Origin of the sequence: Pseudomonas fluorescens, from assembly GCF_902497855.1 — a bacterium.
Classification (GTDB): Bacteria; Pseudomonadota; Gammaproteobacteria; order Pseudomonadales; family Pseudomonadaceae; genus Aquipseudomonas; species Aquipseudomonas fluorescens_BI.
On the sequence record NZ_CABVHU010000025.1, the window covers coordinates 76,548 to 84,297 of the forward strand.

A 7,750-nucleotide genomic window follows, 5' to 3' on the forward strand; every position below is an offset into this window, starting at 1 on the left:
CATGAGTTTCTCGAACAGGGATCAGGGTCACGCTAAAGAAGCGCTGCTGCCCAAGGCACGGGATATCGATGCTCTGGTACGTGCCGAGCATCATGACCCTTTTGCAATTCTCGGCCCCCACGGCGATGGCGCCGGCGGGCAATTCATTCGGGCCTATCTGCCGGACGCCTTGAGCGTGCAGGTGGTGGCCAGGGACTCCGGGGAGGAACTCGGCAACCTCGAGGCCACCCAGACACCCGGGTTGTTTGTCGGCCACTTCGACCGTGCCCAGCCGTATCTGCTGCGGACTCGCTGGGCGGGTGGCGAACAGCTGTCCGAAGACCCTTACAGCTTTGGCCCGTTGCTCGGCGAGATGGATTTGTACCTGTTCGCCGAGGGCAACCATCGCGATCTCAGTGCGTGCCTCGGTGCGCAACTGAAGACAGTTGACGGGGTCGACGGCGTGCGCTTCGCGGTGTGGGCACCGAACGCCAGGCGGGTGTCGGTGGTCGGTGACTTCAACAACTGGGACGGGCGCCGCCATCCCATGCGTCTGCGCCATCCCACCGGCGTCTGGGAAGTCTTCATCCCGCGCATGCAAGCGGGGGAGGCCTACAAATACGAAATCCTCGGCAGTCACGGCATTCTTCCACTCAAGGCCGACCCGATGGCCCTGGCCACTTCGCTGCCGCCGGACACCGCGTCGAAAGTCGCTTCACCACTGAACGTCGACTGGCAGGACCAGGACTGGATGCTGTCGCGAGGCGACCGTCATCGCTCGAACGCGCCGCTGTCGATCTACGAACTGCATGCCGGGTCCTGGCAGTGTGAGCTGGACGATCTGGGCGAGGTCGCCCGCCAGTACACCTGGCACGAACTGGCCGAGCGCTTGATTCCGTATGTCAAGGAACTGGGCTTCACCCACATCGAATTAATGCCGATCATGGAACATCCGTTCGGCGGTTCATGGGGTTATCAACTGCTCTCGCAATTCGCCCCGAGCGCCCGCTACGGCTCGCCGGATGACTTCGCGGCGTTCGTCAACGCCTGCCACCAGGCTGAAATCGGCGTGATCCTCGATTGGGTGCCGGCGCATTTCCCGACCGATACCCACGGCCTGGCGCAGTTCGACGGCACCGCGCTGTACGAATACGGCAATCCGCAGGAAGGCTTTCACCAGGATTGGGACACACTGATCTACAACCTGGGCCGCACCGAAGTGCACGGCTACATGCTGGCGTCGGCGCTGCACTGGCTCAAGCATTTCCACGTCGACGGCCTGCGGGTCGATGCCGTGGCCTCGATGTTGTATCGCGATTACTCGCGCAAGGCCGGCGAGTGGGTACCCAACCGTCACGGCGGCCGGGAGAACCTTGAAGCCATCGACTTCCTGCGTCACCTCAATGATGTAGTGGACCTCGAAGCCCCCGGCGCGCTGGTGATCGCCGAAGAGTCCACGGCGTGGCCAGGTGTCAGCCAGGGCACCCAACAGGGCGGCCTGGGTTTTGACTACAAGTGGAACATGGGCTGGATGCACGATTCGCTGCATTACATCCAGCAGGATCCGGTGTACCGCGCCCATCACCACAACGAACTGAGTTTCGGCCTGGTGTATGCGTGGTCCGAGCGCTTCATCCTGCCGATCTCCCACGATGAAGTGGTGCACGGCAAGCATTCGCTGATCGACAAGATGCCCGGCGATCGCTGGCAGAAATTCGCCAACTTGCGGGCGTACCTGAGTTTCATGTGGGGGCATCCGGGCAAGAAGCTGCTGTTCATGGGCTGCGAGTTCGGCCAGTGGCGCGAGTGGAACCACGACCAGCAACTCGATTGGTACCTGCTGCAGTATTCGGAACACAAGGGCGTGCAGAAACTGGTCGGCGATCTCAACCGGCTGTACCGCGAAGAGCCGGCACTGCACGAGCAGGACGACGCGCCACAGGGTTTCCAGTGGTTGATCGGTGATGACGCGGTCAACAGCGTCTACGCCTTCATGCGCTGGAGCAAGGACGGGCGGCCGGTGCTGGTGGTCGCAAACTTTACGCCGGTACCGCGTGAGGCTTATCGCATTGGTGTGCCGTTTGCCGGACGCTGGACGGAGGTGATCAACAGCGATTCCGCGACTTATGCCGGTTCCAACTACGGCAATAGCGGCGGGGCGTTTACCGAGGACGAGCCAAGCCATGGGCAGGCGCTGTCGCTGGTGCTGAACTTGCCGCCGCTGGCGGTGTTGATGTTGCGACCGGAGGGTTGATCTAACACCGTGGCGCGCCTTTCGCGAGCAGGCTCGCTCCCACATTGATCTATGCCATGCACACATTTTGTGTGCACAGGAGACCTCATGTGGGAGCGAGCCTGCTCGCGAAGGCGCCAAACCAGACAACACACTTCTTGATTTGAAACACTCACCACCGCATCCGCACCCCCAGACTCCCGATCAACCCATTCAAATCATTGTCATCCACATCACTGCTGTAATCGGCGCTGACGTACAGACTCATCGCGGGCGTCACCCTGGCCACCAGCCCCAATCCCACTTCGACGGACGATGAATAGCGGCTACTGCTGATCTTGTCGACTTGATCGAGGGTCAGGGTATTGCCGGTGTAAACCGTGTGCCACAAGTTGGTCCGCACGTAAGGTTCGACGGGCAGGCCATTGATGTCGTAACTGCCTTTCAACTTTGCACCGACCCGACCGCTCCATGATGTCAGGTCGCTGGACGTCGGGTCTCTTGAGTCCCGGTTTGGGGTGTCCAGGGTGATCCGTTGATTGATCAACTGCGCCTGGGGTTCAATCACCCAGTTTTCGCTCAGGCCGATCGGGAAACCACCTTCCACCGACAGCGTCACTGCGCTGCCTTCGGCCGCTTGCCGGGCGCCCTGGCCGTCACGGCTGTAACCGTTCACCCGACCGCCACTGGCGCTCAAGTCCACGTGCCAGCCTTTGGGGCCGGTCAGGCTCCAGTAGGCGCCCAGGCTCTCGCCTTGCAGGTTGAGGGTTTCGGTGTGGGGATCGGCAAGGGCGCGACTGATCAGCAAGCCATTGCCTGTGCCCTGGAACTGACTCGTGCCGCCGATCAGTCCGACCCGCTGGGTATGGCCACTGCCATTTTGCAGGGTGAGGATCGCCGGGCCTTTGAGGGTGTTGGCGTCCGGAATGGAATAGCCCTGGGCCAGATAATCGGTTTGTGCCTGCCGCGATCGCTGTCCGTAAAGCTGATCCCAGGCCAACGGCGCGGCGTCTTCCACAGTGAGGTGTGAGCTGCGCAAGTCGGGGTTGGCATTGAAGCGGCCAGGATCGGTTGCAGCGAGGGCGGGCAAGGTCTGCCGTTGAACCTCCTGGTCATACCAGGGGGTGATTGCTCGACCTTCAGGCGAGGCATGGATTTCCATGGCTGAGCACAGCAGGAGAGACCCCGAAACCGTGCAAAACGTGAATTTGATCGCTTGTGGGCCGAGTGACTTTTTCATGGCGGTCTTCCTTGCAATAGCATGCCTAATCTCGCTTTGGCGTCTCTCCTACCCCGAATGAGGGGCGACCGAATGGGTTGGGCAAACCTCTGGCCGCCCGTTGTCGCGGGTGCCTGGAGGCTTGCCCCTGGTATGGTTCCGGGGGTAGTAACGTGTAGCTAAGAAGACCCTTGACGTTGCGTCAAGAAATTGGCCGATGAGCGGTACTGCTATTTTTAGGGTTTATAAGTGACTGAATTATGGCGCTTCTCTAACCTCTTGTTTGTTCGTTGAATCGTCAAAAAAGCGCGAACTGTAAACCCGGTGTAACGCTACCAGCTAACCCTGACACCGGCATTGCCGGACAGGGCACGTTGCTGGTTGCTATCTATATTGCTGCTGTAGTCGGCACTGGCATAGACACTGATGGACGGCGCGAGACTGAGTATCACCCCGACGCCGACGTCGGCCTGTGTGGACTTGTGCTGCGTCTCTATTTGATCGGCGTGGTCAAACGTGACCCTGTCGGTTGCCGAGAATGTGTGCCAGAGGTTGGCGCGCAGGTAAGGTTCCAGTGGCTGGCCGCCGACTGTGTAGCGCCCCTTGAGCCGCGCCCCGAGGCGTCCGGTCCAGGCGCTGTCGGAGTCGAACGACACGTGTGAAATTCCGTCGTCCTGGCTGTCGAGGGCGACTTTCTGGTAGATCACCTGTGCCTGGGGTTCCACCACCCAGTTTGCCGCGACCGGGAACGGGTAACCGGCCTCCGCCGAAAGGGTCAGGACATGGCCCTCGGTATCCAGCTTGAGGCCCCGTTCGGAATGATTGTCACCGTCGAGCCAGCTGTACATCGCCACCGTGTCGAGGTAACCACCCGCCGGATCGGTCAGCGTCCCGTACAGGCCGAGGCTGTCGCCCTCCAGCTCTACCTTGCCGGCGCGCTTGCCCTCGAAGCCCTGGTTGAAGCCGTCGACATCGCCCTTCAGGCGGTTGTGGCCAACGAAGAAACCCGTGCGCCAGGTTTGCCCGCCTGCCAGTTGCGAGGCGAACAAGTCATTGCCGACCTGAAAGCCGCTGAGCGACCCGTCGAGCCGCGGTGTCACCGTGCCGGCCCAGGTCTGGTCGAAGTTTTTGCCATAGACCCGGCCCCAGCCAGCGGCCAAGGCACCGGTTTCAGTGAGCAGGCGCTGATCGCCCTGGCGATCGTGGAAAGTGCCTAACGCCGCCAGCGTCAATTGCGCGGCAGCCGGCGGCAGCACGGACCAGGTCGGGACTTCCGGACGGTAAAGGGCAATCGGCGCGGCACCTGGCACAGCGGCTGGCAACGCGGGCAGCTCGGGGGCACCGACCGGGGCGGGAGCCGCGACCGGTGTGGCAACCACCGCAACGGTGATCGGCGGCAAGCCCGGTTCAGGGTTGGGAATAGTGGTCACCGCTGGCGCGACAACGGCCGAACGCAGGAACCAACTGTTTTCACTCCCGGTGGTAACGCCCCCTTTGAACAGGCGGTAATCGTATGCGCCCGCCGAAACCAGGCCCTTGAGCGCGAAGGCATCGTTGTTGCTGACAGCCGTGCCCTGGGCCTGTACCAGCTGGATGCCGTTCTGGCGGGTCAGGGCGCCTGCACCGCCAAGATTAGTGACGGAAATCAGAGTATTGCCCGTCAATGTCCCGTCGCTGACCACCAGTTTGTCGCTGGCGGAATTGTCGTCACCCAGCGCACTTTGTAAAAAAAGCCGACCACCGTTGCCCGCGTAATTGCCCTGAACCGTCAGGGTGTCACTGGTGCGGGTATTGCCGCTGCCCAGGTCGATCACCCCGGCGTTGTTCAAGGTTGCCCGCTGGCCAGCGGTGAAAGGCGTGATGCTGCCCTGGGCCGACGTCAAGGTGCTGCTGGCGTCGATAGTGAACACGCCGGTGCCGCTGACGCTGTCCCCCAACCGAAAAGTGCCGTCCAGGTCGAAGCGCGAGCCGTTGTTCAGGTTGACCGTTTCCCAGTTGCTGTAGCGATTGCTGCCGGCCGAGGTGGTCCCGTCGAAGGTCAGCAGGTCGTTGCCGTTGCCGCCATCGAGAGTCGGGGTGAGGGCGAGGGTGCTTTCACCGAGATTGCGCAAGGTTGCGTTGTCATTGTCTTCCCCCATGAGGATGGCCGACCGGATAATGCCGCCGCCGTCCCAGAGCAGCGTGTCATCACCGGCACTGGCGCGTATCTCGCCGACGATTTCGCCTCCCGTCACCCTGATGCTGTCGTTGCCACCGCTGACAGAGACGTTGCCGCCAATCCGTCCGCCGGAGACGATAATCGTGTCGGTGCCGAACCCGGTCACCAGGTTGCCAAGTATCTGCCCGCCGGAGAGATCGAACAGGTTGTTGTCGAGCTTCATGTCGACCCGGCCGATGCTTCCGCCGGTCATACTTGCCGTATCACCATCCTCGAACGCACCGACGATGGTGCCCCCCGTCATCCGGAAGGTGTCGCGGCTGTCGCCTTGGGCGAGGGACTGCAGGGTGCCGCCGGTCATGCTGAAATCGTCGACGCCATTGCCCTGGTTGACAGCCCCGGTGATCTGACCGGCACTGATCGTCAACGTGTCGGCACCGTCGCCCTGATTGAGTGTGCCGGCGAGGAGGCCGGAATCCATGGTCACGCTGTCGTTGCCCGCGCCGAAGGTCACGTTGCCATTGATGGTGCCGCTGCCATTGGCAGGGAAGGTCAGACTGTTATTGCCCGACAGGTCGGTCAGCGGGCCGCTGCTGGCACTGTCACACAGGTAATTGTCGTTGCCGGCGGTGGGTGTCAGCGTGCAACTCGCGTGGGCGTTCGGGGGCGCGCCGATACACAACCAGATTGAAACAGCGCAGGCGCCGTAACGGTACTTGGGCATCCTTGTCGAAAAGTTCATGCTCGTCTCCGCGTATTGATTGGCGACCAGGCCTCATTCGTCACGAAGGCCAGGACGCATTCGGCAGCGCGGGTTGCGAGACAGCATCGGGACGGCGGATAACCCGTAGTGGAAACACCTTCGGCAACGACGGCTACAGTGGCTCGTATGCCCGTTCGCAAAGCCGATACGGACGCCGCCACCGTAGCAATAGATTTACAGCACGACTACTGACACAAATGACAGGTAGCCCAGGTAAGTGCGGGTCTTCAGAGGTGGACTTCGACCGCCAACGGCAAGTGATCCGACAGGTGTGTCCACGGCCTGGTGCCCAATATCCGCGGATCATGACTGCTGGCGTTGCGCAGGTAGATCCGGTCCAGGCGCAGCAGTGGAAACCGCGCGGGGTACGTCTTCGCGGGCCGGCCGTGATGACGTTCGAAGGCTTCATGCAGGTAGTCGCGGCGCACCAGGGCGGCATTGCCCTGGAGCTGCCAGTCGTTGAAGTCGCCGGCGATGATGACGGGTGCCTCGTCAGGCAGGGATTCGAGCAGTTGGCACAATAGCTGAAGCTGCAACTGGCGATGACTTTCCAGCAGGCTCAGGTGCACGCAAATTGCGTGAACCTCGGCGTGCCCCGGGACATCCAGCACACAATGCAGCAGGCCGCGGCGTTCGGGGCCGGTGATCGAGACGTCGAGGTTGCGGTATTCGCGGATCGGGTATTTCGACAGCAGGGCATTGCCGTGGTGACCATCGGGGTAGACCGCGTTGCGGCCGTAGGCGAAGTCGCTCCACATGCTGTCGGCCAGGAACTCGTATTGCGAGGTTTGCGGCCAGTTGTTGAAACGAGAGGAATGACGCCCGTGTTCGCCGACGACTTCCTGCAGGAACACCAGGTCCGCCGAAGTGCTGCGCACCGCTTCGCGCAGTTCCGGGAGAATGAAGCGTCGGTTGAGCGCGGTAAAACCTTTGTGGGTGTTGACGGTGAGCACTCTCAGCCGATGAACCATCGGTGGCGTGTCCAACGGCGTGGGTTCGATGGCCTGCGGCTTGGAATCGGTGCTCACGATCACTCCTCTGATTTCGCGCTGCTTATGCATGCGACTGATGCGGGGGCGGGCAGTTCAGCGGGATTCGTCGTGACATCGGTTTCATGTCTCAAATCCGACCCCTGTAGGAGCCGGCTTGCCGGCGAAGGCGTCTTAATGGGCGCGGCAAGACTCGAGGCCGCCTTCGCCGGCAAGCCAGCGCCTACAGTAGATCACCGGTGTACACATGGATTGTGGTCAACGCCGAAACCTGTAGGAGCCGGCTTGAACTGGCCTAATAATTCCGGACACCTCTTAAGGGCGATATGATTTCGCCAACTTGGAGGTTTCATGAACGAAAGAAAGGTCTATACCCGCGAGTTCAAGCTGCATGCTGCCAGCATGGTGC

General features: G+C 61.6%; 4 protein-coding genes. 1 reads left to right on the forward strand and 3 read right to left on the reverse strand.

Annotated features, from left to right (window positions below):
• Position 1: 1 nt before the first annotated feature.
• Positions 2-2,233 (forward strand): 1,4-alpha-glucan branching protein GlgB, encoded by a 2,232-nt coding sequence (glgB, locus tag F8N96_RS32145; RefSeq protein WP_150801194.1) that lies wholly within the window; start codon positions 2-4, stop codon positions 2,231-2,233.
• Positions 2,234-2,384: 151 nt separating this feature from the next.
• Here glgB and F8N96_RS32150 read toward each other — a convergent pair whose 3' ends face one another.
• From F8N96_RS32150 to F8N96_RS32160, 3 genes are all read right to left on the reverse strand, one after another.
• Positions 2,385-3,452: an autotransporter outer membrane beta-barrel domain-containing protein gene (locus tag F8N96_RS32150; RefSeq protein WP_150801195.1), complete on the reverse strand. Its 1,068-nt coding sequence runs from the start codon at positions 3,450-3,452 to the stop codon at positions 2,385-2,387.
• Between the two features lie 311 nt (positions 3,453-3,763).
• Positions 3,764-6,331: an autotransporter outer membrane beta-barrel domain-containing protein gene (locus F8N96_RS32155; RefSeq protein ID WP_150801196.1), complete on the reverse strand. Its 2,568-nt coding sequence runs from the start codon at positions 6,329-6,331 to the stop codon at positions 3,764-3,766.
• A 248-nt stretch (positions 6,332-6,579) separates the two neighbouring features.
• Positions 6,580-7,380, reverse strand: a complete 801-nt coding sequence (locus F8N96_RS32160) for an endonuclease/exonuclease/phosphatase family protein (RefSeq protein WP_191630822.1) — start codon at positions 7,378-7,380, stop codon at positions 6,580-6,582.
• Between the last annotated feature and the right edge of the window lie 370 nt (positions 7,381-7,750).